The sequence below is a fragment of the Streptomyces sp. NPDC088554 genome, from assembly GCF_044752945.1.
GTDB lineage: Bacteria > Actinomycetota > Actinomycetes > Streptomycetales > Streptomycetaceae > Streptomyces.
Map to the genome: position 1 here is coordinate 1 of NZ_JBIVMF010000088.1, position 2,358 is coordinate 2,358.

Sequence of the window (2,358 nt, forward strand, 5' to 3'; positions counted from 1 at the left end):
CGACCCCGGCCCACCACCACCGCACGCCGCTCCAGCACCGACCGCGTACCCACCAACGAACGACCCACAGTCACTACGTCCAGCTCAGGACGCTCGGTGACGTACGAACGCAACCGCTCCGCCTGCCCCCGCAAACCCGCCACACCCCGACCCGACACCACCCACGGCACCACACCGGCTGTAGCCAGCACGCCTCGGGTGGGCTCGGTGGGCTCCGGTTGCTCGTTCCCGGAGGCCTGCTCAACAACGTTCTGGGGCGCTTGTTCAACGATGACATGCGCGTTGGTGCCGCTCATGCCGAAGGAGGAGATGCCCGCACGGCGAGGGCGGCCGGTCTCGGGCCAGGCGCGTTGTTCGGTGAGCAGTTCCACCGCGCCAGTGGACCAGGCGACCTGCGGGGTGGGCTCGGTGATGTGCAGGGTCCTGGGCAGGACCGCGTGCTGGAGGGCGAGCACGGTCTTGATAACGCCCGCGACACCGGCAGCAGCCTGGGTGTGGCCGATGTTGGACTTCAGCGAGCCGAGCCAGAGGGGCCGGTCCTCGGAGCGGTGTTGACCGTACGTCGCCAACAGGGCCTGCGCCTCGATCGGGTCGCCCAGCCTCGTACCCGTACCGTGCGCTTCCACCGCGTCGACGTCTGCCGGGGAAAGTCGTGCCTCCGCGAGCGCCTGGCTGATGACACGTTCCTGGGAAGGGCCGTTGGGTGCGGTGAGGCCGTTGGAGGCACCGTCCTGGTTGACCGCCGAGCCACGGATGACGGCGAGGACGTGGTGACCGTTGCGTTCCGCGTCGGAGAGCCGCTCCACCAGGAGTACGCCGACGCCTTCGCCCCAGCCGGTGCCGTCGGCGTCGGCGGAGAAGGACTTGCAGCGGCCATCGGAGGCAAGGCCGCCCTGCCGGGAGAACTCCACGAAGGTTCCGGGGCTGCACATCACGGCCACACCGCCGACCAGCGCGAGCGAACACTCGCCCTTGCGCAGCGCGCCCGCCGCCAGGTGAAGCGCGACCAGGGAGGAGGAGCAGGCCGTGTCGACCGTCACCGACGGCCCTTCCAGACCGAAGGTGTAGGAGAGTCTGCCGGACAGCACACTGGCCGCGTTGCCTATGCCGACGCGCCCTTCGTCTTTCTCCGGGGTCCGCTCCAGGGCGATCGGATAGTCCTGCCCATTGGTGCCGACGAACGCACCGGTCTGGCTGCCTTTCAGTTTCGCGGGGTCGATGCCCGCCCGCTCGAACGCCTCCCAGGCCGTTTCGAGCAGAAGGCGCTGCTGCGGGTCCATGGTAAAGGCTTCACGAGGGGATATCCCGAAGAATTCCGCGTCGAACTCACCCGCGTCGTACAGGAATCCACCGGATCGCGTGGCGCTGTCCGTGGGACGGGCCGCATCCGGCTCCGCCAAGGCATCGAGATCCCAGCCACGGTCCGCGGGGAAAGGGGCGATTCCGTCCCCGCCCGAGAGGACCAACTGCCACAGGTCCTCCGGCGAGCGGACCCCGCCCGGGAAGCGGCAGGCCATACCGACAATGGCGATGGGCTCGCGTTCCCGTCCCTCAAGCGCCCGGAGCTGGCCTCGGGTTTCCCTGAGGTCGGCAGCCGCCCGCTTGAGGTATTCGAGATACTTTTCTTCGTTCGACATAATGCCCATTCCCTTGCCGGACCCAACCATTTCAGAGTTCCCCGAGTTCCCCGTCGAGGAAATCGAGCAATTCATCAGGGGACGCCGTTTCCAAATCGCCAGTAAATCCTTCACGGCCGGTCGACAGGTCCCGGCCATCCAGCGCCGAGATGAGTTCCCGCAGCCTTTCCTTCATGTGTCCGCGTTCGGCGTCGGTCAGTTCGACCGCCGAGACGGCCGACGCCATCCGGTCGATGTCGGCATTGAGCGACAGCGCGTTCGCGGCCGTCTCGCCCTCGCCCAGCTCCTCCAGAAGCCGCTGTGCCAGCGCCACCGGGGTGGGCCGGTCGAAGACCAGGGTGGCCGGGAGGTTCAACCCCGTAGCCCCGGCCAGACGGTCCCGGAACTCCACCGCCAACAGTGAGTCGAAGCCCGCCTCGCTGAACGGACGTTCGGCGCCGATCGCCTCGGTGTCCGAGTGGCCGAGGACTGCAGCAGCGTGTGTCCGGACCAGTGCGACCAGGATTTTCTCCCTCTCGTCCGGGTCCAACCCAGCCAGCTGTTGGGCCAGTTCATCCGAGACCGCACCGGAGACGGGTTCCTGCTCCATCTCTCCGTACCGCCCGTTGCCGGACAAGTCACTGATGAGAGGGCTGGGCCGGGTCACGGTGAAGGTCTGGCCGAACCGGGCCCAGTCGATGTCCGCGACGGTGACCGTGGTGTCGTCCAGTTCCAGCGCCCG

2 protein-coding genes are annotated in these 2,358 nt (G+C 67.9%); both read right to left on the reverse strand.

What is annotated here, in order from left to right:
* Window positions 1-1,646, reverse strand: a 1,646-nt coding sequence (locus ACIP8W_RS31880) for a type I polyketide synthase (protein WP_402205902.1), incomplete at its 3' end; no start/stop codon positions are given.
* Window positions 1,647-1,668: 22 nt separating this feature from the next.
* On the reverse strand, window positions 1,669-2,358 hold a 690-nt coding region (locus ACIP8W_RS31885; protein WP_401958941.1), incomplete at its 5' end, for a phosphopantetheine-binding protein.